Here is a 21,092-nt window from a genome sequence, read left to right on the forward strand (position 1 = left end):
TTTTGCTTTAACCCTCTCAATCTCCTGTTCAGTGGTTAGCAGGGCAGGAACAAGCTAATCCATCTGCCGGTATTTGCCGGCAGAACTACCTGTAATAGTGAAACTAATGAATAAACCTGAAAATATGGGTGGCTTTCGTGCGCCCGAAAATACGTCTGCCTGGAGCGCGGTGATCAGTATGGCACTTTTGTGCTTCGTACTGGTTTCGTCAGAATTTATGCCGGTCAGCCTGCTGACCCCTATTGCAAATGATCTGTCGGTCACAGAAGGCCAAGCCGGTCAGGCCATTGCCTTTTCCGGCCTGTTCGCGGTCATTACGAGCCTTTTCGGAAATACTTTGCTTGCCCGCTTTGACCGGCGTACCGCAGTAATTTTCTATACTCTTGTGATGGTTTTATCCGGACTAATCGTAACTTCTGCTCACGGTTACGGCATGTTTATGTTTGGCCGTGCACTGATCGGCATTTCAATCGGCGGCTTCTGGTCTCTGTCAACAGCAATACTAGTACGGATCGTTCGCCCGGTCAGCGTTCCCAAAGCAATTGCTATTCTGCAGGGAGGGACGGCGCTGGCGTTTGTGGTGGCTCCCCCGCTGGGAAGTTTTCTGGGCAGCCTGATCGGCTGGCGCGGCGCTTTTCTTACGGTTGTGCCTGCAGGAGTGATATGCCTGATTTGGCAGATGGTTGTTATTCCGAAGCTTCCGCCGCAGCGTGATACAAGCATACGGCAGATAGCATCGCTGCTCCGCAGCCGGACATTTGCGCTCGGGATGATCGCCGTGACACTTGCTTTCATGGGGCAGTTTTCACTTTCCACCTATCTGCGGCCTTTCCTTGAAGGTGTGACCGGGCTGGGCATAAACATGATCTCCCTCTTTCTGCTAGGCGTGGGCGTGGCGGGACTGACGGGCACGCTTATTTCAGGATTTTTTGTCAGGGACAATCTGCTGCCTGCGCTTACGGGCTTGCCGGCAGGACTGGCAATTGTCGCTGGCCTGCTTACCGCCCTTGGGCATATTCCCGCTGCGACAGGGGCACTGCTTCTGGTCTGGGGCATCCTCGTCACTCCGATTCCTGTGGTCTGGAATACATGGATGACGCGGATAATTCCTGACGAACTCGAAGCTGGCGGAGCATTAATGGTAGCACTCATACAGTTTGCAATAACCATGGGGGCGTTTACGGGCGGCGAACTTTTCGATCATCAGGGCTGGGTCAGCACCTTCTTGCTTGCCACCGCGTTACTGGTGGCATCTGCGTTAATCGCTGTATTGCCGGGGCTGCGCTCACTTTCAGAAAAATAAAAGTGCTGTGCACAGCTCACCCTGCAGAGCGGTAGCGTAAGGCATCAATAATCACCCTCAAGGCCGGTGACATCTGTCGCCGGCTGGGGTAATAGAGATGATAGCCTTTAAATACGGGGCTCCACTCTTTCAGTATTCTCACCCAGCGTCCCTGCCTTATGCCCGGCTCGGCCAGATTATCCGGAACGTATGCCAGACCATACCCGGCTTCAACGGATGCAAGCATGGGGTAAACGCTGTTGTAAATAAGCTGGCCCAGCACTTTCAGATTTAGTTTTTCTGCGCCTTTTTCAAACTCCCAGGCATAAAGCGGTCCGGCCCCCGAGTGTCTGATATTGATACAGCTGTGGCGTACAAGTTCAGATGGATGAGAAGGCATACCCGCTTTATCCAGATAGTCTGCGGAACCAATGACGGCAGGCTGCCAGTCAGCGCCGATCCTGACAGCAATCATATCTTTAACCACGTCATCGCCTAACCTAACGCCTGCGTCAAAGCGGCCTTCAACGATATCAATGAAGCCGTTTTCCTGAGACAATTCGACCTGAATGTCCGGATACTTTTTAAGTACCGGGGCCAGAGCTGGCCAGACATATTCATGAAGAATATGATCTGAAACCGTCAGCCTCACCGTGCCAGCAGGAGTGTCACGAAAACGAAGCAGGGCCGATATGTCTGTTTCAATAGCGTCAAGACGCGGCTCAAGCGCGGCCATAAGCTTTTCACCAATCTCAGTCGGCGCTACCTTCCGTGTAGTGCGCATCAGCAGCCGCATTCCCAGTCTTTCCTCAAGTCTCCTGATGATATGAGACAGAGTTGACTGAGAGATATTTAATCTGGCTGCGGCCCTTGTAAAGCTCCGCTCCTGCGCAACAGCCAGGAATGCGAGGTAATCATTAAAATCTTCGCGCATGAATGTTCCATGTAACGTAAAAATAACCTTATTCTAGCCGCTGGGAGGCTTCCGAAGAAGCATGCAGCAACTTCGCCATAACAATCGAATGAATGTTGCTAAGTTCTTTGACATGCATTCATCAGCGAAAGTCGATATCCCCTTTTCGCTCATAAGCGACAACCATACTCAAATCTCCCACATTGCAGGAGATTTGAGTATGAACACGTCACTGTGGAACAAAGACCGTATTATCGGCCAAGAAAGACCACTTCAGATATCTCATATCTGGGGGATCCGAATCCGGCTTGAACTGGAAGGAAAAACGCGCGATTTAGCTTTGTTCAATATGGCCCTGGACAGTAAGCTTCGAGGCTGCGATCTGGTCAAACTCAAAGTATTTGATGTGGCATATGGTAGCTCGGTTTTAAGCAGAGCAACGGTGTTGCAACAGCAAACCAAGAATTTTCGAGTGATTTAACTTCTGTTGGGCCATAAGAAACTGAAAAGCACGGTCCGTTATTTGGGTATTGAAGTCGATGATGCGTTAGAGATCTCTGAATCGATTAAAGTCCAATGTTGTCAGGGCTGCAACAGCAGCCCTTTGCCAGAAGCGGACTCTTGAGAAAATACGATACGTTAATTAGTGAAGATTATTTTACGCACTGCTCTTAGTGTTGCGAATTGCTCCAAGGCTAAATGTAATAAATAACCTATAATTTCATCACGTTAATTCTAAATCACTTTTGGTTGTTTGCGCATGGCGCCCGGCGAATATCCATTGATGCGCTTAAAAGCTCTGCTAAATGCTGCCTGGGAGGCATAGCCGAGACGTGAGGCTACGGTGTCGATAGAGATCTTATCGTGAATGATCCACTGACCTGCGAGGCGCATTCGCACTTCCCTTGCATAGCGCAGGGGAGGTATCCCAATGACTGATGTAAAGCGTTCAGCGAAAACAGAACGTGACACATGAGACTGGGCTGCAAGCTCAGCAACAGACCACTCCCGACTTATATCGCGATGGATGCTCAGAATCGCACGGGCAAGCCGCGGATCCCGCAGCGCAGCGATAAGGCCAGCGGCATTTTCGCTGCCGTTTTCAATCCATCCGCGCACGATCATCGCAGCAGCCACTTCTGCCAGGCGTGCCAGAATGCCCGCGAAGCCAGCGCGTCCGGAACAGATTTCAAATTTCATGGCGCCCAGAATGGGAACCAGCCCCGGATATATCTTTTCGTTTGCCTCAACCATTATGGCTTGCGGCATCAGTTTACCCAGGCCCTGCATTCCACCGAGATCGAACTCCATACAGCCATAAAACAGAACTGTGCTGGGAGTCGGATGCGTACTGGGGCATGTATTGATTCCGCTGACTGCCTCACCCAAAGGCGCAGAACCTAGCGTATCGATATGTTGAATTGCACAGCCGACATCCGATATAAGCTGATGCTCCTCACCCTGGGGCATAAATACCATGCTTCCTGCTCTCAGCTCATGAAGCGCACCATCGTTTGTACGAAGCAGAGCAGTTCCCACAGCGATGTAATGAAAATAGGCATGGCCCGGTCTATTGCTAAAACTGACACCAAACTCAGTGCCAGTCTGTAAACGGCGGTACTGCACGCCACGCAGGCGCATTTCAAGTAGCAGTTCACTGATGAGTTCGGATGACAGAGCAAAATGTTTATTCACATGTACTTCCGGAGTTTCGGGTAAAAAATCAGGATGTGGCATCATAGATCGTCCTGCTTCTCATCTCTAGACTTGGAACCTGAATTTTTCCTGAAAAGAGTGTGTTATGAGAAATGAAGCAACTGAAGCTGTATCCGCTAGTATGAATTGTTCAGAGCCCAAAGAATCCGCATGGATGGCAGTTTTTTCACTGACCATGGGTGTGTTTGGCTTGCTGACAGCAGAATATCTTCCCGCCAGTCTGCTGACACCTATGGCCGCCGATCTTGGTGTGACCGAAGCCCTTGCTGGTCAGGCTGTGACGGTAACAGCAGTGATAGCCCTGTTTGCTGGTCTGATGGTTCCTCGCCTCACGCGTAATTATGATCGCCGAAATGTCTTGCTTGGTTTTACCGTGCTGATGATTGCTTCCAACCTGCTTGTGGCACTTTCATCAAGCCTGTCAATCCTGTTGGTGATGCGCATTCTATTGGGCATCGCCCTGGGAGGTTTCTGGAGTATGGCGGCAGCCGTAGCTATGCGACTGGTCCCTGCAAAGAGCATCCCGCGTGCTCTGTCCATTATTTTTAGCGGTATCGCCGTCGGCACCGTCGTTTCGATTCCGCTGGGGAGCTACTTAGGTGGGCTTTATGGCTGGCGCAGTGCTTTTATCGCTGCAACTGCAGTAGGGGTGCTGACACTTATTTTTCAGCTGTTTACACTTCCTCGAATGGCTCCGCGCAGAATGATGCTAACGGCGACTGTCATGGATGTGCTTCGCCGCCCAGGCATTGCGCTCGGAATGGCAGGATGTGTTATTGCGCATACTGGTCAATATGCGCTGTTTACCTATATTCGTCCGGCTCTTGAAAATATTACTCATCTTGATGTAGACCATTTGTCTTTAATACTGCTTATATTCGGCGTGGCTAATTTTATCGGGACGCTGCTGGCCGGTTGGCTGATGGAAAGAAGCCTGCGTTTTACCCTGATACTCATGCCGGCACTTGTCGGTCTGTCAGCCCTGGGCATGATTTTACTGCCACTTGAAGAAAACGGATTGATATTATTCGTTGCGTTGTGGGGGATGGCCTTTGGTGGTGTACCTGTAGCGTGGTCAAACTGGGTAGCACGTTCCGTTCCCGATCAGGCTGAAACCGCAGGGGGTATGGTAGTGGCAGCAGTACAGTCTTCAATTGCTGCTGGAGCTGCGTTGGGGGGGATACTTTTTAATCTAAATGGCGTAACAGGCGTTTTTATTACTGCTGGTTGCATCATGTTTCTCGCCACACTCGTTATTGGGCTAAAAGTGAAGGTCGCGATGGCCTGATCATTTCGAATATGACCTCCGCTTTAAAATGGCCAGCAGAATCCGATGGACGGTCGGAACAGATGTCTTAAGATTTACTACTTCTTGCCGCTCAATTATAGGTCTGCTCCTCGCTCAAAGTCGTCTGTCAGTTCAGTAGATGACTTGTTTTCATTTTGTTGTTGCAGATGCCCAAATGAAATGCAAACAGGCAGGCAGGTTAAAAGCACATGTATGGTCAAGTGAGTGCAAATACCCATACGGGGATGTCCTCATGGCTAGCATCGATCTTCGTAATGCTGGGACCTACCCCGGCAACCACAGCACGGTTTTAAAAACACCGACACAGAAGCCAGAAAAGCTGGAACGGAACGTCATAGATGGGTCAGATAACAGCCGCCGGGCTAAAATGTATCTTATTTCACCCGCGCTATCGACAGCCCATCCCAGCCTTTGGCCCCGACGGTTTGTACCGCCGTGGCTTCCAGCCGATCGTCGTTGCCCACCAGGCTGAGAAATTCCCGCAGCCCTTGCAGATTCACGTCGGCGTCTTCGGCATCGATGATTTTGCCGCTGCGCACCACGTTATCACCGATGATTACCGTGCCGGAGCGGGAGTATTTCAGCGCCCACTCCAGATAAGCCGGGTTATTTTGCTTGTCGGCATCGATAAAGATCATATCAAACGGGGCGGAACCTTCGAGGGTGGGCAGCGAATCCAGTGCCGCACCGACCAGGATGGTCACTTTGCTTTCGAGCCCGGCGCGGCGAATGTTGTGACTGGCGATTTCGGCGTGGCGCGGCTGATACTCAAGGGTGATCACTTTGCCGTCATCCGGCAGGGCGCGCGCCAGCCAGATGGTGCTGTAACCGCCCAGCGTGCCGATCTCCAGGATGCGTCTGGCTCCGGTCATTTTGGCGAACAGATAGAGTAACTTTCCCTGATTGGGTGCCACATCTATCGGCGGCAGTCCGGCACTTTTATTGGCATCCAGTGCGGCCAGCAGGGCCTCATCCTGCGGGACGAGTTGTTCAATCAGGTAATTGTCGACGGCGGCCCAGCGTTGTTGATCCATTGTGCGTTTCCTGTTTTGGGGTCAGAGGAAATAACTATAAGTCAGTTTTGAAGAGGTGTGGTCTCTGAAAGCTGAGAGGCTGGCTTATCAGTTTGGGATTTGGTGTAGCTGCTTGTTTCGCATCTGGCGTATCGGGGCTGGCCGGAACGCGGACCCGCTGTCACGTCCTTGTCCGCTCGGCCTCGCACATCCATGTGCTCGGACGGTCCGCTAATCCGTCCAGCCCCGATTGCCTCAATGCTTTAGTATCGCTGCCGGATAATCTGACATGAGATGGCAGCAACACCCGTGTTTGAAAGGATGACCGCTACGGGACAGGTTAGCCGAGTGTCTGCCGCAAGGATGCGGCAGCCAAGCCTCCAGGGAGGGATTAACGGCGTCTCGGCGATCTGCCCGTAACGGTTAGCCTTAGCACCTGAAGGCCAGCGAATCCGGCCCACACCGATTGCCTGCTAACCAAGGTGTTGCTGTTGGTCAAAACTAACGTTGTTTGCAGCAACACCCGTATTTGAAAGGGTGACCGTTACGGGACAGGTTAGTCGAGTGTCTGCCGCAGGGATGCGGCAGTCAAGCCTCCAGGGAGAGATTAACGGCGTCTCGGCGATCTGCCCGTAACGGTCGGCCTGAGCACCTGACGGCCAGCGAATCCGATGCCCTAATATTCAGCTTTAGCAGCATTTCACAAACGTCATCTCCCCTTAACCGCAGTGTCACACATCCCCGGCAAAGTAACGCCCATCGGTGGCAGGAAGCAGCAATTTGAAGGCAGCTTCCCGCCGGGTATGACGCTGCGGAGATTTTTGTAATGCTCAACTTATCCAGACATCCGACCACTTTGTATCAGGCCATTGCCGCCCGGCTGGAAGATGAACTGCGCAGCCGCTATCGCTGCGGCGAGTATCTGCCGTCAGAAAAACAGCTGGCCGCACACTATGAAGTCAATCGCCATACGCTGCGTCGCGCGGTGGATGAGCTGGTTGATAAAGGGCTGGTTCAGCGCCGCCAGGGCGTTGGTATTCTGGTGCTGATGCGCCCGTACGACTACCCGCTGCACGCTCAGGCGCGGTTCAGTCAGAACCTGATGGAGCAGGGGAGCCATCCTACCAGTGAACGTCTGCTGGCGGTGCTGCGCCCGTGCAACGCCGAGGTGGCCGCCGCGCTGGCCTGCAACGAGGGCGACACGGTGATCCACCTGCGCACGCTGCGCCGGGTTAACGGCGTGCCGGTGTGCGTGATTAACCACTATCTGCCCGATTTGAGCTGGTGGCCGCCGCTGCAAACGTTTACCAGCGGATCGCTGCACGATTTTATCAGCCAGCAGCTGGGCGAAGGTCTGACGCGCAAACAAACGCGCATCGCCGCCCGCCGCGCACAGGCAAAAGAGAGCCGTCTGCTGGAAGTCACACTGCATGCGCCGCTGCTCTGCGTGCGCACCCTGAATACCCGTAACGGCAGCGGCGCGATGGCGGAATACTCCGTCAGCCTGACGCGTGCCGACATGATTGAACTGACGCTGGAGCATTAAATGGAAGCACATAAGGCCCGCCAGCACTGGCTCTCCGTGCTGGCCCACAGCAGCCCGCAGCAGCTGCTTGCACACTGGCCATCGACGCTGCAACCGCAGTACCAGCTGCTGCGCGCGCCGGAAACCGGGCTGACCCGGCTACAGGCGCGAATGGGCGGCACCGGGAGACGCTTTATTCTCGGCGATACCACCGTCACCCGTGCGGTCGTCCAGCTGGAAAATGGCACCTGCGGCTACAGCTATATCATCGGGCGCGATAAAGCCCATGCGGAACGCTGCGCGCTGCTGGATGCCCTGTTACAGGGCGACGGCGCACAGGCACTTCACCAACAGATTATTGCGCCGCTGGCCGCCGTACGTCAGGAGCAGCTGTTGCTGCGTTCCCGCGAAGTCGCCAGCAGTCGCGTTGACTTCTTCACCCTTGTCAGGGGAGACAATTAATGACCTTACTCGCCAGTTTCAGCCATCCGGTTGCCGATGCCCAGCACGCCTTCCGCCGTATTCTTAAAGCCATGAGCGAGCCGGGTGTGATGGTTTCTCTGCCATCGCTGCCTGCCTGGGGGCGCACTTCGGTGGCCGCCACGGCGGTGCTGATGACGCTGGTGGATCGCGAAACGCCGCTGTGGATCGACGAGCGCTTCCACGATGAGGCGCTGCTGAACAATCTGCGTTTTCACACCGGTGCGCCGGTGACGGATCGTACCGACGCGCCGTTTGCCCTGCTGCATGCCAAATCCGTCGTTGATATCGCCAGCTTCTCGCCGGGCGATAACGTTTCGCCGGAGAAAAGCAGCACGCTGATTATTGACGTCGCCGGGCTGAGCGGTGGTCTGACGTTGCGCCTGCGTGGCCCCGGCCTGATGGAAACCCGGGCGATTGCGCCGCAGCTGCCGGAAAGCGTGCTGAAATTCCTGCGCAAACGCGCGCATACCTTCCCCCAGGGTATCGATCTGATCTTCACCTGCGGCGAGAACATGATGGCCCTGCCGCGCACCACCAACGTGGAGGTGTGCTGATGTACGTTGCGGTGAAAGGGGGCGAGAAGGCGATAGCCGCCGCCCACCGGCTGCAGGAAGATCTGCGCCGTGGCGACCGCAGCGAGGCGGAGTTGCAGTGCGAACAGATAGACCAGCAGCTGGGCCTGGCGGTGGACAGGGTGATGACCGAGGGCGGCATTCACGACCGCGAGCTGGCCGCGCTGGCTATCAAGCAGGCCAGCGGCGATCTGGTGGAGGCGATTTTCCTGCTGCGCGCCTACCGCACCACGCTGCCGCGCCTCGCCGACAGCCTGCCGCTGGATAGCGGAAAAATGCGCGTGGAACGGCGGATCTCCGCCGTTTATAAAGATCTGCCCGGCGGACAGCTGCTGGGGCCAACCTACGATTACACCCACCGCCTGTTGGATTTTACCCTATTGGCCGAGGGGAAAACGCCGCCCGCGCCGCGTGCCGAACAGCCGCTGGACGAGCGCTGTCCGCATATGTTCGACCTGATGACCCGCGAAGGGCTGGCGATTGCCGAAGAGGATGACGGTAGCGAACCGCTGGATATTACCCGCGATCCGCCGTCTTACCCGCTACCGCGTTCGGCGAAATTGCAGCAGCTGGTGCGCGGGGATGAAGGTTTCCTGCTGGCGCTGGGCTATTCCACCCAGCGCGGCTACGGCCGCACCCATCCGTTTGCCGGTGAAATTCGTACCGGCTACGTCACGGTGGAAATTGCGCCCGAGGAGCTGGGCTTCCCGCTGGAGATCGGTGAAATCCTGCTGACCGAGTGCGAAATGGTCAACGGCTTTACCACCCCCGTCGATGCCGCACCGCACTTCACTCGTGGCTATGGCCTGGTCTTCGGTCGCGCCGAGCGTAAAGCGATGGCGATGGCACTGGTAGATCGTGCCCTGCAAACCGACGAGTACGGCGAGCGCATCACCAGCCCGGCGCAGGATGAAGAGTTTGTCCTGTCGCACGCCGATAACGTTGAGGCGGCGGGCTTTGTCTCGCACCTCAAGCTGCCGCACTACGTCGATTTCCAGGCCGAGTTGGAACTGTTAAAGCGCCTGCGCGCGGAGTATCAGGAGAAGCAACGTGGCTGAACTGCATGGTTACAATCCGGGCTATCTGGACGAACAAAGCAAGCGCACCATCCGTCGCGCTATTCTGAAGGCGGTGGCGATCCCCGGCTATCAGGTGCCGTTTGGCGGACGCGAAATGCCGATGCCCTACGGCTGGGGAACCGGCGGTATTCAACTGACCGCCAGCATGATCGGCGAACACGATGTGCTGAAGGTGATCGATCAGGGTGCCGACGATACGACCAACGCGGTGTCCATCCGCCGATTTTTCCAGCGCGTTAGCGGCGCGGCGGTGACCGAACGCACCGTGGATGCCACGCTGATCCAGACCCGTCATCGCATTCCCGAGACTCCGCTGACCGAAGACCAGGTACTGATTTATCAGGTGCCGATCCCCGAACCGCTGCGTTTTATCGAACCGCGTGAAACCGAAACCCGCACCATGCACGCGCTGGAAGAGTACGGGATCATGCAGGTGAAGCTGTATGAGGATATTGCCCGCTACGGCCATATCGCCACCACCTATGCCTACCCGGTGAAGGTCAACGATCGCTACGTGATGGACCCGTCGCCGATCCCGAAATTCGACAACCCGAAGATGCATATGATGCCCGCACTACAGCTGTTTGGGGCCGGGCGTGAAAAGCGCATCTACGCGCTGCCGCCGTATACCAAAGTGGAAAGCCTCGACTTCGACGATCACCCGTTCACCGTGCAGAAGTGGGAACAGCCCTGCGCCATCTGCGGATCGCGCACAAGCTACCTGGATGAGGTAGTGATGGACGACAGCGGCACCAGGATGTTTGTCTGCTCCGATACCGATTACTGCCATCAGCAACAAGAGAATCCGTCATGAACAATGAGTCGCCGCTGCTGACGGTTAATCAGCTTACCCACCTTTACGCACCGGGTAAGGGTTTCAGCGATGTGTCATTTGAGCTTTATCCCGGTGAAGTGCTGGGGATCGTCGGGGAATCCGGCTCCGGGAAGACCACGCTGCTGAAGGCGATTTCGGCCCGGCTGCCGCCGCAGCACGGCGAAATTATCTATCAGGGTAATGACCTCTACGCGATGAGCGAAAGTGAACGCCGCCGCCTGCTGCGCACCCAGTGGGGCGTGGTGCATCAGTATCCGATGGACGGGCTGCGGGCGCAGGTATCGGCCGGTGGCAATATCGGCGAGCGGCTGATGGCGGTGGGCGAGCGTCACTACGGGCAGATCCGCGAGAAGGCCGGACAGTGGCTGGAAGATGTGGAGATCCCGCTGGCACGTATCGACGATCTGCCGGGCACCTTCTCCGGCGGCATGCAGCAGCGTTTGCAGATCGCCCGCAACCTGGTCACCGGGCCGAAGCTGGTGTTTATGGATGAACCAACCGGCGGGCTGGACGTGTCGGTGCAGGCGAGGCTGCTGGATCTGCTGCGTAACCTGGTGCGCGATCTCAACCTGGCGGTGGTGATTGTTACCCACGACCTCGGCGTGGCGCGCCTGCTGGCCCATCGACTGCTGGTGATGAAGCAGGGGCAGGTGGTGGAAAGCGGGCTGACGGACAGGGTGCTCGACGATCCGCATCATCCGTATACCCAACTGCTGGTGTCATCCATTCTGTAACCATGTTGAGAAACAGCCATGAATCTGAAATTGCGCATCGAAAATTTGTCTAAAACCTTCGTCATGCATAACCAGCATGGCGCAAGGCTTCCGGTGCTGAATAACGCGTCGCTGCAGGTGGCCGCCGGGGAATGCGTGGTGCTGCACGGCCATTCCGGCAGCGGTAAATCCACGCTGCTGCGTTCGCTGTACGGTAACTATTTGCCAGACAGCGGCCATATCTGGGTCGATCATCAGCAGCAGTGGGTGGATCTGGTCAGCGCCCCGGCGCGGCAGATTCTGGCGCTGCGCCGCGATACGCTGGGCTGGGTCAGCCAGTTTCTGCGCGTGATCCCGCGTATCAGCACGCTGGAGGTGGTGATGCAGCCGCTGCTGGAGCGCGGCGTGGATCGCGCCGAAAGCGAGGAGCGGGCGCAGGCGCTACTTGGGCATCTGAATGTGCCGTCGCGGCTGTGGTCGCTGCCGCCGTCGACCTTCTCCGGCGGTGAACAGCAGCGAGTCAATATCGCACGTGGATTTATCGCTGAATCGCCGATCCTGCTGCTGGATGAGCCGACTGCCTCACTCGACAGCGTGAACTGTGCGGCGGTGGTGTCTCTGATTGAACAGGCGCGCGCCCGTGGTGCCGCCATCGTCGGAATTTTTCATGATAACGCGGTGCGCGAGCGCGTCGCCGATCGTCTGCATGTGATGCAGTCTGTTACCCCGGAGCACGCCGTATGATTATCAACAACGTTAAGCTTATCCTCGAACGGGAAGTAGTCAGCGGCTCGCTGGCCTGCGATAACGGCATTATTACTGCCTATGCGGAAACCCCCAGCCAGCTGCCTGGGGCCATTGACGGCGAGGGCGGCTGGCTGATGCCCGGCATGGTGGAGCTACATACCGATAGCCTGGACAAATTCTTCACCCCGCGTCCGAAGGTGGACTGGCCCGCCCATTCAGCAATGAGCAGCCACGATGCGCTGATTATCGCCAGCGGGATCACCACGGTACTGGATGCGATTAGCGTGGGCGACGTACGCGACGGCGGCCACCGGATGGAGAATCTCAATAAGATGATTAACGCCATCCGCCACAGTGAAAAGCACGGACTGAATCGCGCAGAGCATCGTCTGCATTTGCGCTGCGAGCTGCCGCACGACTCCACGCTGCCGCTGTTTGAACAGCTGATGTGCAACCCGGCGCTGTCGCTGGTGTCGCTGATGGATCACTCGCCGGGCCAGCGCCAGTACGTTTCGCTGGACGCGTGGCGTACCTATTTCGGTGGGAAATACCAGATGAACGACGAGCAGCTGGATGCCTATCAGGCCGATCAGCTGCGCCTTGCCGCGCGCTGGTCGACGCCCAACCGTGAGGCGATCTCCGCCTGGTGCCGCCAGTACCACATTCCGCTGGCCAGCCATGACGATGCGACTCACGAGCACGTGCTGGAGTCGAAAGGCGTCGGCAGCGTCATCGCCGAGTTCCCGACGACAGAAGACGCCGCGCGCTCCTCCCGCGAGATGGGGCTACAGGTGTTGATGGGTGCGCCGAATATCGTTCGCGGCGGATCGCACTCCGGCAACGTGGCGGCTCGCGACCTGGCCTCAAAGGGGCTGCTGGATATTCTCTCCTCTGACTATTATCCGGCCAGCCTGCTGGATGCCGCCTTCCGCCTGGCTGCGGATGACGAGATCGCCATGGATCTGCCGGGCGCCGTTGCACTGGTTACCCGCAACCCGGCGCATGCCATCGGGCTGACCGATCGCGGCGTGATTGCCGAAGGAAAACGCGCGGACCTTGTGCTGGTTCACCAGCCGAGGGAACAGGTCTATATCAAAAACGTCTGGGCGAAAGGCCGGATGGTGTTCTGATGGCGCGGCTAATCTGGCTGATGGGTGCCTCCGGCTCCGGCAAGGACAGTCTGCTGCTGGCGCTGCGTGAGAGCGCCCCGGATAGGGTGGTGGTGGCGCACCGCTATATTACCCGCAGTGCGTCTGCCGGAGGGGAAAACCATATTGCGCTGAGCGAGCATGAGTTTCTGCGCCGCAGCGAGTTCGGTATGTTTGCCATTGAGTGGCAGGCGCACCAGTTTTACTACGCGCTGGGCACCGAGATCGATCTGTGGCTGGCCAGCGGTCTGGACGTGGTGGTCAACGGTTCGCGTCGCCATCTGGCGGTAGCACAGCAGCGCTACGGCGACCGCCTGCTGCCGGTGTGCCTGCAGGTTTCGCCGGAAGTGCTGGCGAACCGACTTCGTCAGCGCGGGCGCGAGGATGAAAGCGAAATCGCCCGGCGGATGCAGCGGGCGGCGGAACCGGTTGCGGCGGGATGCATGACCCTGAACAACGACGGGGCGCTGGAACGGACGCTAAGGGATTTCTCGCTGCTGCTGGCGGAAGTACCGTACAGGTCGGTTGAGCAGAACAACTAATAAAACAGTGTTACAGCCATCGTGTTTCGTCCTGCACGATGGCCACATATTTGAAACTCACTACTGATTACTGATTACTGATTACTGATTACTGATTACTGATTACTGATTACCTGCTACCTGCAAACTCATGCTGCGGGTTACACGCTAAGAATTACCGCAGGCTGGGATCGTCCCTCAACTGTCGGAGACAACATCCCCGTCCTTCTTCTGTTTGATGTAGCTGTAAAAGCGTTTTTCCGGATCGTAGACCTGGCGAACCTCATTCAACCTTTGCCATTTCTCGGCAGAAAAACACTGATTCACCATCTCCGGAGCAACGTCTAAATCAACTTCGTTAATGTAGTAACCTTTCGCGTACGGTTTGATCGCAGCATTGAGTTTTAGCATCAGCTGCCTGTTCGCCTCGATTTCTGCCTCCGTGGTGCCGATCAGATACCAGGAAATATAGTGCGGTGCCCAGTAGGTAAAACTGCAAGGCTCCGGCACCGTGGGGTTGGTATCAATCACTGAAAAACCAAAAGAACGCGAATCAACTGCCTCGTTTTCCAACAGTTCGGCCACCACCGGCAGCGCCAGTTCAGGCCGATCCGTGAAAAAGGCCGTTTCGCTGGTTCGGCTGGTGCTGTAGGCATCCGTTGCGCCCAGCGCCTGGAATAAATCAAGGTAGGTCAGCGCCCGGTTATGCACGCTTTGCAGGGTGCAAAGCTCCGGTAACTTGCTGTTATTGAAGATGTCGGCAACCTCCCGCGCTTCCACCTCCGTACTGCCAAATGAAATCACGTTAAGCACCAGATGCCAGCGCTGCTCCGATGGCGGTGTACCGGGAGGGGAAAATTTCCCCAGGGCGCCGAGGATCTCCGAGCGCTGCGCATTGGCCGGCAGCAGCGTCATAATTTCATCCAGCGCGGGTCGCAGGTCCGAGACGGGAAAGTAAAAACTGTTCATGATCGCGCTGGGGGCATCGTGCAGCTGAAGCCGGTAGCGCAGTACCACGGCGAAAAACCCCGGGCCAACGCCGCGAATGGCCCAGTACAAATCCGGGTTTTCATCCGGCGACGCCATAACGATGGAACCGTCGGCCAGCATCACTTCAGCGGCCAGAACCGATCCACACGCCATTCCGTAAGCGGGCATATTCCAGCCCATTCCGCCGCCCAGCAGAAAACCGCCGAGAGTGACGAATCCGGTATGGGCACCCGGGAACACTAATCCTTTATCATAGGTCGCTTCGTTCAGTTCCTGACTAAGAACGCCAGGCCCTGCCCAGACGGTTTTAGTCTGTGGATCCAGCTCAATGCTGTTGAAACGCGACATATCAATCGTCACTGCACCGTTACGCAGCGGCGCCAGGGTGATGTTATGCCCGGAGCTGCGCAGCGCGACCCGGCGACCCGTTTGCTTCGCATACCTCAACAGGATTTGTATATCTTCCCTGTCCTGCGGTTGCCCAATCACATCCGGAAAACGCATCGGTTTTTTATCGTACCAGGTCATCGCCCAGAACCAGCGGAAATAGCGCGGGTCGGCGTGGCTGATAAATGCGCCCTTGAAGCCTTCCGGCCTGACAGGATCGCTGCCAGCCGCGAAAGCGGTGACCGGGCGAAGCAGGCCGGAAAACAGCATGCCAACGGCCGCGGCGGCCTTGATAAAATGTCTGCGTGCCAGTAAAAACGTCTGCACAAAGGCTCCTTGTCAGATTACGGATTGGCGGGTGGCAACTGGCTGAAGTATTGAGAAAGCTGGCGGGTATCGTTGTCCGTCAGGCCGGTGACAACGTTCTGCATCATGCCGTTTTTTCGGCTGCCGTCGCGAAAAGCGTTCAGCTGGCTGCGCAGATAGGGGGCTTTTTGCCCGGCCAGATTGGGCCATTCCGGGTTCTGGCTAATCCCTCCGGGACCGTGACAACTCATGCAGCGACTGGCCTGTTCGGGCTGCGCCAGAGTCTGGCTCATATCATCCGTGCCTTGCGGTATCGCCAGTGCCTGCGGTGCAGCGCTAATCGTAATGCCGAGGAGGAACATCCATGTTAGTACGCGGCGGTGATTTTTTTTCATACCCACTCCGTTAGTTTTTTTAAGGGTTGTGTGCGGCATCAGGGCTCGGTGCTGCCTGGTTCTGACGGACTTCAGACACCTCGGAAGCGGAGACTTCACTGGCCTGATTGCCCCATGACGATCGAATGAAACTTAATATCTCCGCGATATCCTCGTCGTTAAGCGTATTAGCAAAGGCGGGCATGGAATAGTCCGTCTCATTGTGCTGCGTTCCAGTATTCGTTGCGCCATTTAGCACGATTTTTATCAGACTGCCGGGGTCGGGGTTATTAACCATGGTATTCAACGCCAGCGCCGGGAATTTATTTTTGTAGCCCAGTCCGTTTGATAAATGGCAGCCTTCGCAGTGGGATAAATACTGTTTTGCTCCAGTTGGTAATGCTCCACCACGCGTTAATACGTTGAACGTCGTTAAATCATAATAAGGCTTATCCTGGTTTTTGCTCGGCGAAAGCGATCGCAGATAAGTGGCAATTGCAGAGAGGTCGCCGTCAGACATATATTGCGTGGAGTGGGTGACGACGTCAGACATCGGGCCAAAGGTCGCGGTTCTTTCCGAACGCCCGGTTTTCAGTAACGCGACGATTTCATCAGCACGCGTTTGCCCCAGTCCCGAGCGCTGTTCACCGCGTATGGAAGGGACGGAATAACCATCAATAACCTGTCCACCGGATAAAAACTGGCTGCCTTGATGATTATCAAAAGCAACTTCCTGCAGCGTGATGGCTCGTGGCGTATGGCAGGCACCGCAGTGACCCAGCCCGGTAACATAATAGGCACCCAGCTCAACCGGGTCTGTCGGCAGGTTAGCGGTAGCGAGCGGTTTTGGGGCAAAGAGCCAGCGCCACCAGGTCATCGGCCAGCGCAGGGAGAACGGCCAGGGGATCGTGTCCTGCTGGTGGGGAGCAACGACCGGCGTGACGCCGTGCATGAAGTAGGCATAAAGCGCGGCCATGTCGTCCTGAGTAATTCGAGAATAAGAGGTCCAGGGCATCGCCGGGTAAAGTGTATCACCCGACGGAGCGATACCGTATCTGACCGCTCGTTCAAAATCACCGTATGTGTAGCTGCCAATCCCGGTATTTTTATCCGGCGTGATGTTGGGCGGGATCATCCCGCCAATCGGCGAGGCGATCGCTTCACCACCGCTGAATTGCGCTTTGCCGGGTGCCGTATGGCAGGCGACGCAATCTCCCACGCGGGCGAGATACGCTCCGCGTTTAATCTGTTGCTCATTCACCGGCAACGAGATTTTAGCGAGGGGATCGCCCGGCGTGGGCAGAAGAAGGGTGGCAAGCCAGGCAAGAACCACCGCGACAATCGCACAGGCAACGACTCCGCTGGCCCAGCGGCATAACCGGGGTGCCGTCGGACATTTGACGTGACTTTTTGTCTTTCCCTGGCCATTTTTCATCGGTTTTTATGCCCTGACTGTTGTTTATCTTTTGCCGTTCAATGATGGTTAATAAATATGACGAGTTTTATTGTTGGAATAAGCCAGTAAGGCGAACACTGAATTATCCTGTTGGCTATTTCAGCTTGAAAAACGCAGTGAGTATGTGCCAGTACAGTTCGGTTTTTTAAACCAAAAATGCCAGGGAGTTGAAATTCAATTTTATTAGGTTGGTCATGGTTATTTCATGTTTTTTACATTTATTCATGCGAGGCGATACGCAAACTTTTATCTACACCGTCGAGTCTTATTCGGTAATATTTCAGGTATGCAAAAACATATTCACCAGCGCGATCTCGCCGGGCTGCTGGACCGCCTGGCAACCCTGATTTTAGCAAAACACATGACGGGACAGCAGTTGGTTACGCTGGTAAACTATTTTGCGCAGACGGCGGAATTGTCCGATGTAGAAGCTTTTATCCGTAAACTGGCACAGCGAGTGCCACCGCATAAGGAGCAGCTGATGACTCTTGCAGAGCAGCTTGAAAAGAAGGGAATGAAGAAAGGAATTCTGCTCGGGGAGCAGCGGGGCAAACGTACAGCTACGCTAAATATTGCGCGGATGATGCTGCACAATGGGCTGGACCCAGCCACGGTAATGAAGATGACAGGCCTGAGTGAAAACGATCTGGCAGAGATTCCGCTCTGATTTTACCCCGTTCGCTTTACTGCTTTTCAGTTATGGATTTTTTGTTTACAACACCTGAACTGACGGGTTATGTTTCCTGCCGAACCTTTCCAGGGGGAGCCCACCAGCGGGCTGAGAGTTTGCACATGCAACGGTGCAAAGACCCTTAATACCTGATCCGGATAATGCCGGCGAAGGGATGGCGCAACCTGTCTGACTTTTGCCAACCTCTGAGCGAGGCGGCCTGAGTATTCACATTCAGTCGCGCTGTCTTTACTTTACAGGACAACACGATGACCGAACGTTTTACCGACACCCTGCGTAACCAGAATCTGCCAACATGGTCGGCGGCCGTTAATCACCGTTTCGTTGAGGAGCTGGTTACCGGGACCGTTGATGACCGCGTGATGATCAATTACCTGATTCAGGATCACCGCTTCCTTGACAGCTTCCTGGTGCTGGTGGGTGCTGCGATGGCCAGTGCGGATACCACCGATGCCCGACTGCGTTTTGGCCGCTTCGCCGGCATGGTTTCCTCCGAAGAAAATACCTATTTCCTGCGTTCATTTACCGCACTGGGCGTCAGCAAACAGCAGCGCAGCGAGCAGCCGGACACCGTACCGACGGCCGGCTTTAAAGCCATCATGCGCGAAGCGGCGGGCACCCGCAGCTATGCGGCGGTACTGACGGTGCTGAACGTGGCTGAATGGCTGTACTTTGACTGGGCATCTCAGGCTACCCGACCGCTGCCGGAAAACTTCGTTTACGCCGAGTGGGTCACGCTGCACGACAACCCTGATTTCAATGCGTTTGTGGCGTTTATCCGCGAGGAGCTGGATCGCGTTGGGCCAGCAGAAGCTTCGCAGTGTGAGGACCTTTTCCGCCGCGCGGTGGGGCTGGAGAAAGCGTTTTTTGATGCGGCTTATGAGCCAATCACGCTGAAAGCCGGGTAATGCCAATACAGGATCCCCGAGAAACTCGGGCATCCAAACCGTCTTGAAGAAGGAGGCAGAAAGCCAGTGCGGTCTGCCCCTGAAACATCAGCTCCACATCGCCAGAATTGGCCAGCCGACCAGCAGCAGCAGTGAAATAAACACTACGCCGAATATCGCGCCCAGCCGCCAGTAATCCTTCGATTTAACGTAGCCGCAGCCGTAGATAATCACGCCGGGACCGGTGGCATACGGCGTCAGGCAGCCCATGATGCCGATAGACAGCACCAGCAGGATGCACAGGTGCTCCATCGGCACGCCGGGAATGCCTTTACCCACGGCCAGAATCATCGGCAGCATGGTGGCGGTATGCGCCGACAGGCTGGCAAACAGATAGTGGGCAAAATAGAACACCAGCACCAGCGCCACCACCGTGCCGCTGGGGGAAAAACCCTCCAGATGTTGGCTCATGGTTTGGGCAAACCAGTCGATAAAGCCGGAGCGGGTCAGGCCATTTGCCATCACCACCAGCGTCGCCAGGTTAACCAGCGTATTCCAGGCGCTGTGGTATTGGGTGATCGCTTTCCACGGCACCACGTGCAGCGCCAGCATCAGGGAAACCGCCAGCAGCCCCACCGCCGTGGCGTTGATGATTTTGCCGCCAAATACCCACAGCCCCAGGCTCAGCAGCACCAGGCCGATCAGCGTGATTTCTTTACGCGTCAGGCGACCCATCTCCTTCAGCGCATCACCCGCCCAGTTCGACACCTCCTCGCTGTGGGTGATCTCAGGCTTATAGAGGAGGTAGGACAGCCAGGGCGCAACTACCAGCAGAATGATCCCCACCGGCAGGAAGCTGAGGAACCACTGCAGCCAGCTGATCTGGATACCGGCAATTTTACCGACGAACTCCAGGCCCAGCACGTTTGGCGCAGACCCGGTAATAAACATCGACGAGCTGAGGCTGGTGCCGATCACCATCATCCACATCAGGTAGCCGCCGATCCGCTTTGAGGAGGGATCGTTGGGGAACGATTTAAACAGCGGCGGCAGGTTTTTGATGACGGGGAATACCGTACCGCCGGTTCGCGCGGTGTTGGACGGGGTAAACGGTGCCAGCATCACGTCGATGATCACGATAGCGTAGCCCAGGGTCAGCGTGCGCTTGCCCATAAACTTGACCATGAACAGCGCAATACGGCGCCCCAGGCCGGTAACCTCATAGCCCAGCGCAAAGATAAAGGCGCCAAACACCAGCCAGACCGTTGAACTGGAGAAGCCCGCCAGTCCCCATTTCAGCGCCTGTTTCCCGGCGTTAAATGTAGGGTCCGCCAACTCGGCGGCATCAAATAAGACGTAATGGCTGCCGATAACGCAGACCGTCACGGCAATAAAACTGATGGCGGTTGCCGGGATCGGTTCAAGGATCATCCCAACAATCATCGCCACGAAGACCGCGAAGTAGTGCCAGGCCTGCGGCGGCATGCCGTCAGGGACCGGGATCAGCAGCATCACGGCGAGGACTATCAGCGGGGTCAGAGATTTCCATATCTTATCTTTCGCAATGGACATAATCGATCCTCTGTCAGGGATTTAATGTGGGTTAACGGCGTCGGTCATCTGGAGCAGCGCATCCATCTGGCGAAGCAGATCGGTCAGCGGATGCGCGCGGTTGCGGGCGCACACCGAAGCCTCCTGCTGACACAGCAGGCAGGTGCGGGCGGGCAGGTTGTAGTCTTTGCGCGACAGGATCGCTCCCTGCGGCGTCAGCACGTCAAAATCCCACAGCCTGCCCAGCGGTGAAGCCTGCTCGAGATCGATCAGTGCGCGCTTCAGCCGGTCGGCGGGAACACTAACCGCCAGCAGACCTTCCGGACCGCTGGGTAGCGCAACGCAGCGCTGGCGGGTGATTTCCCAGCCGGACGCCGCAAGTAATGGTCGTAACGCCCGCACACCGCGATTAAAAATGCGCCGCGTGAGCGGGCTGTCTTTCACCGATCCCGGGACCAGCACGGTAAAGGAGATTAGTGTGCTGGCATCCTGCGCCAGCCATTCCTGCTGACGCGCGCGGCGGGCATCCCGGCTGGCCAGCAACTGCTCCACGGTGATCACGGCGCGGGTGGCCGAGGTGATATAAAGCGGCAT

The 21,092-nt window shown here is 56.4% G+C and carries 21 protein-coding genes, 1 pseudogene and 1 riboswitch; of the genes and pseudogenes, 14 read left to right on the forward strand and 8 right to left on the reverse strand.

Annotation, left to right across the window (positions count from 1 at the left end; all coding sequences use genetic code 11):
- The first annotated feature begins 106 nt into the window (after window positions 1–106).
- Window positions 107–1,303 carry an MFS transporter gene (locus tag EC836_RS01010; RefSeq protein WP_123329262.1) on the forward strand — a complete coding sequence of 399 codons (1,197 nt, stop codon included), beginning with the start codon at window positions 107–109 and terminating at the stop codon, window positions 1,301–1,303.
- A 16-nt stretch (window positions 1,304–1,319) separates the two neighbouring features.
- Here the strand turns inward: EC836_RS01010 and EC836_RS01015 are convergent, their stop codons facing one another.
- Window positions 1,320–2,216 (reverse strand): LysR family transcriptional regulator, encoded by an 897-nt coding sequence (locus EC836_RS01015; protein ID WP_123329264.1) that lies wholly within the window; start codon window positions 2,214–2,216, stop codon window positions 1,320–1,322.
- Window positions 2,217–2,415: 199 nt separating this feature from the next.
- On the opposite strand from EC836_RS01015, the pseudogene EC836_RS01020 reads away from it, so the two are divergent.
- Window positions 2,416–2,820: pseudogene (locus tag EC836_RS01020) on the forward strand (hypothetical protein).
- Window positions 2,821–2,930: 110 nt separating this feature from the next.
- Here the strand turns inward: EC836_RS01020 and EC836_RS01025 are convergent.
- Window positions 2,931–3,935, reverse strand: a complete 1,005-nt coding sequence (locus tag EC836_RS01025) for an AraC family transcriptional regulator (RefSeq protein WP_123329266.1) — start codon at window positions 3,933–3,935, stop codon at window positions 2,931–2,933.
- Window positions 3,936–3,996: 61 nt separating this feature from the next.
- Between EC836_RS01025 and EC836_RS01030 the strand changes: the two genes are divergently transcribed.
- On the forward strand, window positions 3,997–5,199 hold the full coding sequence (locus tag EC836_RS01030; RefSeq protein WP_123329268.1) for an MFS transporter: 1,203 nt from the start codon (window positions 3,997–3,999) through the stop codon (window positions 5,197–5,199).
- Window positions 5,200–5,594: 395 nt separating this feature from the next.
- On the opposite strand, the gene EC836_RS01035 is transcribed toward EC836_RS01030, so the two are convergent.
- Window positions 5,595–6,254, reverse strand: a complete 660-nt coding sequence (locus EC836_RS01035) for an O-methyltransferase (protein WP_123329270.1) — start codon at window positions 6,252–6,254, stop codon at window positions 5,595–5,597.
- 805 nt (window positions 6,255–7,059) lie between these two features.
- Here EC836_RS01035 and phnF point away from each other — a divergent pair.
- From phnF to phnN, 9 genes are read left to right on the forward strand one after another with little or no spacing between them, the layout of a single operon-like run.
- A complete protein-coding gene (gene phnF, locus EC836_RS01040; RefSeq protein WP_123329272.1) occupies window positions 7,060–7,779 on the forward strand; it encodes a phosphonate metabolism transcriptional regulator PhnF in 720 nt (239 codons plus the stop codon).
- The gene (phnG, locus tag EC836_RS01045) at window positions 7,780–8,220 is read left to right on the forward strand and encodes a phosphonate C-P lyase system protein PhnG (protein WP_123329274.1); all 441 of its coding nucleotides are present in this window, start codon (window positions 7,780–7,782) and stop codon (window positions 8,218–8,220) included.
- The gene (gene phnH, locus EC836_RS01050) at window positions 8,220–8,795 is read left to right on the forward strand and encodes a phosphonate C-P lyase system protein PhnH (protein ID WP_123329276.1); all 576 of its coding nucleotides are present in this window, start codon (window positions 8,220–8,222) and stop codon (window positions 8,793–8,795) included. The genes phnG and phnH overlap by 1 nt, the downstream gene beginning before the upstream one ends.
- Window positions 8,795–9,871: a carbon-phosphorus lyase complex subunit PhnI gene (locus tag EC836_RS01055; protein WP_123329278.1), complete on the forward strand. Its 1,077-nt coding sequence runs from the start codon at window positions 8,795–8,797 to the stop codon at window positions 9,869–9,871. The genes phnH and EC836_RS01055 overlap by 1 nt, the downstream gene beginning before the upstream one ends.
- The gene (locus EC836_RS01060; protein WP_123329280.1) at window positions 9,864–10,706 is read left to right on the forward strand and encodes an alpha-D-ribose 1-methylphosphonate 5-phosphate C-P-lyase PhnJ; all 843 of its coding nucleotides are present in this window, start codon (window positions 9,864–9,866) and stop codon (window positions 10,704–10,706) included. The genes EC836_RS01055 and EC836_RS01060 overlap by 8 nt, the downstream gene beginning before the upstream one ends.
- The gene (gene phnK, locus EC836_RS01065) at window positions 10,703–11,461 is read left to right on the forward strand and encodes a phosphonate C-P lyase system protein PhnK (protein ID WP_123329282.1); all 759 of its coding nucleotides are present in this window, start codon (window positions 10,703–10,705) and stop codon (window positions 11,459–11,461) included. Before EC836_RS01060 ends, phnK begins: the two co-directional genes overlap by 4 nt.
- An 18-nt stretch (window positions 11,462–11,479) precedes the next feature.
- Complete coding sequence (gene phnL / locus EC836_RS01070) at window positions 11,480–12,184, forward strand: phosphonate C-P lyase system protein PhnL (RefSeq protein ID WP_123329284.1); 705 nt, start codon at window positions 11,480–11,482, stop codon at window positions 12,182–12,184.
- On the forward strand, window positions 12,181–13,317 hold the full coding sequence (phnM, locus tag EC836_RS01075) for an alpha-D-ribose 1-methylphosphonate 5-triphosphate diphosphatase (RefSeq protein ID WP_123329286.1): 1,137 nt from the start codon (window positions 12,181–12,183) through the stop codon (window positions 13,315–13,317). Before phnL ends, phnM begins: the two co-directional genes overlap by 4 nt.
- Entirely contained in the window at window positions 13,317–13,877 is a 561-nt protein-coding gene (phnN, locus tag EC836_RS01080; RefSeq protein ID WP_123329288.1) for a ribose 1,5-bisphosphokinase, read from the forward strand. The genes phnM and phnN overlap by 1 nt, the downstream gene beginning before the upstream one ends.
- 177 nt (window positions 13,878–14,054) lie before the next feature.
- Here the strand turns inward: phnN and EC836_RS01085 are convergent, their stop codons facing one another.
- From EC836_RS01085 to EC836_RS01095, 3 genes are read right to left on the reverse strand one after another with little or no spacing between them, the layout of a single operon-like run.
- On the reverse strand, window positions 14,055–15,560 hold the full coding sequence (locus tag EC836_RS01085; RefSeq protein WP_123329290.1) for an FAD-binding oxidoreductase: 1,506 nt from the start codon (window positions 15,558–15,560) through the stop codon (window positions 14,055–14,057).
- Window positions 15,561–15,577: 17 nt separating this feature from the next.
- Window positions 15,578–15,934 carry a cytochrome c gene (locus EC836_RS01090; RefSeq protein ID WP_158612762.1) on the reverse strand — a complete coding sequence of 119 codons (357 nt, stop codon included), beginning with the start codon at window positions 15,932–15,934 and terminating at the stop codon, window positions 15,578–15,580.
- A 19-nt stretch (window positions 15,935–15,953) separates the two neighbouring features.
- Window positions 15,954–17,348: a cytochrome c gene (locus EC836_RS01095; RefSeq protein WP_123329294.1), complete on the reverse strand. Its 1,395-nt coding sequence runs from the start codon at window positions 17,346–17,348 to the stop codon at window positions 15,954–15,956.
- Window positions 17,349–17,574: 226 nt separating this feature from the next.
- Between EC836_RS01095 and EC836_RS01100 the strand changes: the two genes are divergently transcribed.
- Both EC836_RS01100 and EC836_RS01105 read left to right on the forward strand, forming a co-directional pair.
- Window positions 17,575–18,036 carry an Rpn family recombination-promoting nuclease/putative transposase gene (locus tag EC836_RS01100; protein WP_123329296.1) on the forward strand — a complete coding sequence of 154 codons (462 nt, stop codon included), beginning with the start codon at window positions 17,575–17,577 and terminating at the stop codon, window positions 18,034–18,036.
- Between the two features lie 82 nt (window positions 18,037–18,118).
- Window positions 18,119–18,232, forward strand: a riboswitch (TPP riboswitch).
- Between the two features lie 76 nt (window positions 18,233–18,308).
- A complete protein-coding gene (locus EC836_RS01105; RefSeq protein ID WP_123329298.1) occupies window positions 18,309–18,968 on the forward strand; it encodes a TenA family protein in 660 nt (219 codons plus the stop codon).
- 87 nt (window positions 18,969–19,055) lie between these two features.
- Here the strand turns inward: EC836_RS01105 and EC836_RS01110 are convergent, their stop codons facing one another.
- Complete coding sequence (locus EC836_RS01110) at window positions 19,056–20,519, reverse strand: anion permease (RefSeq protein WP_123329300.1); 1,464 nt, start codon at window positions 20,517–20,519, stop codon at window positions 19,056–19,058.
- 21 nt (window positions 20,520–20,540) lie between these two features.
- Entirely contained in the window at window positions 20,541–21,092 is a 552-nt protein-coding gene (gene citX / locus EC836_RS01115) for a citrate lyase holo-[acyl-carrier protein] synthase (RefSeq protein WP_123329302.1), read from the reverse strand.

It is taken from the genome of Erwinia sp. JUb26 (assembly GCF_003751505.1).
GTDB lineage: Bacteria > Pseudomonadota > Gammaproteobacteria > Enterobacterales > Enterobacteriaceae > Erwinia.

Excerpts from the sequence above, each read along its gene's own strand:
- EC836_RS01010 (WP_123329262.1), top strand. The coding sequence starts at position 107 with ATGAATAAACCTGAAAATATGGGTGGCTTTCGTGCGCCCGAAAATACG.
- EC836_RS01015 (WP_123329264.1), bottom strand. The coding sequence starts at position 2,216 with ATGCGCGAAGATTTTAATGATTACCTCGCATTCCTGGCTGTTGCGCAG.
- EC836_RS01025 (WP_123329266.1), bottom strand. The coding sequence starts at position 3,935 with ATGATGCCACATCCTGATTTTTTACCCGAAACTCCGGAAGTACATGTG.
- EC836_RS01030 (WP_123329268.1), top strand. The coding sequence starts at position 3,997 with ATGAGAAATGAAGCAACTGAAGCTGTATCCGCTAGTATGAATTGTTCA.
- EC836_RS01035 (WP_123329270.1), bottom strand. The coding sequence starts at position 6,254 with ATGGATCAACAACGCTGGGCCGCCGTCGACAATTACCTGATTGAACAA.
- phnF (WP_123329272.1), top strand. The coding sequence starts at position 7,060 with ATGCTCAACTTATCCAGACATCCGACCACTTTGTATCAGGCCATTGCC.
- phnG (WP_123329274.1), top strand. The coding sequence starts at position 7,780 with ATGGAAGCACATAAGGCCCGCCAGCACTGGCTCTCCGTGCTGGCCCAC.
- phnH (WP_123329276.1), top strand. The coding sequence starts at position 8,220 with ATGACCTTACTCGCCAGTTTCAGCCATCCGGTTGCCGATGCCCAGCAC.
- EC836_RS01055 (WP_123329278.1), top strand. The coding sequence starts at position 8,795 with ATGTACGTTGCGGTGAAAGGGGGCGAGAAGGCGATAGCCGCCGCCCAC.
- phnK (WP_123329282.1), top strand. The coding sequence starts at position 10,703 with ATGAACAATGAGTCGCCGCTGCTGACGGTTAATCAGCTTACCCACCTT.
- phnL (WP_123329284.1), top strand. The coding sequence starts at position 11,480 with ATGAATCTGAAATTGCGCATCGAAAATTTGTCTAAAACCTTCGTCATG.
- phnM (WP_123329286.1), top strand. The coding sequence starts at position 12,181 with ATGATTATCAACAACGTTAAGCTTATCCTCGAACGGGAAGTAGTCAGC.
- phnN (WP_123329288.1), top strand. The coding sequence starts at position 13,317 with ATGGCGCGGCTAATCTGGCTGATGGGTGCCTCCGGCTCCGGCAAGGAC.
- EC836_RS01090 (WP_158612762.1), bottom strand. The coding sequence starts at position 15,934 with ATGAAAAAAAATCACCGCCGCGTACTAACATGGATGTTCCTCCTCGGC.
- EC836_RS01095 (WP_123329294.1), bottom strand. The coding sequence starts at position 17,348 with ATGAAAAATGGCCAGGGAAAGACAAAAAGTCACGTCAAATGTCCGACG.
- EC836_RS01100 (WP_123329296.1), top strand. The coding sequence starts at position 17,575 with ATGTTTTTTACATTTATTCATGCGAGGCGATACGCAAACTTTTATCTA.
- EC836_RS01105 (WP_123329298.1), top strand. The coding sequence starts at position 18,309 with ATGACCGAACGTTTTACCGACACCCTGCGTAACCAGAATCTGCCAACA.
- EC836_RS01110 (WP_123329300.1), bottom strand. The coding sequence starts at position 20,519 with ATGTCCATTGCGAAAGATAAGATATGGAAATCTCTGACCCCGCTGATA.
- citX (WP_123329302.1), bottom strand. The coding sequence starts at position 21,092 with ATGCCGCTTTATATCACCTCGGCCACCCGCGCCGTGATCACCGTGGAG.